This is a genomic window from Stenotrophomonas sp. SrG, from assembly GCF_050031795.1.
GTDB lineage: Bacteria > Pseudomonadota > Gammaproteobacteria > Xanthomonadales > Xanthomonadaceae > Stenotrophomonas > Stenotrophomonas rhizophila_A.
Genome location: NZ_JBNBBE010001805.1, coordinates 1 through 230 on the forward strand (window position 1 = coordinate 1; position 230 = coordinate 230).

Here is a 230-nt window from a genome sequence, read left to right on the forward strand (position 1 = left end):
TTCGAGGGGCTCAGCAGTGTCAGTATCTCCGCCTCAAGAGACCGCGCGCTCGCGCAATGCAGCACGCTCCCGGTCGCCAATGCCCAGGATGCGGGCACGGCAAATGGCGCGTGAGTTACTGCTGGTCCGCGACTTGCGCAGGTGGACAGCACCCAGAGTCCGGGCCTGAAGCTGCTTTTCACGACGCTTTTGCCCGGAACGAATATCAATATCTACGCAGTGTACTGGAA

The 230-nt window shown here is 60.4% G+C and carries 1 protein-coding gene; it reads right to left on the reverse strand.

Annotated features, from left to right (window positions below; genetic code table 11):
* Positions 1–33: 33 nt before the first annotated feature.
* A partial coding sequence (locus tag ACQG3P_RS25450; RefSeq protein WP_426806592.1) for a hypothetical protein occupies positions 34–230 on the reverse strand: 197 nt, incomplete at its 5' end.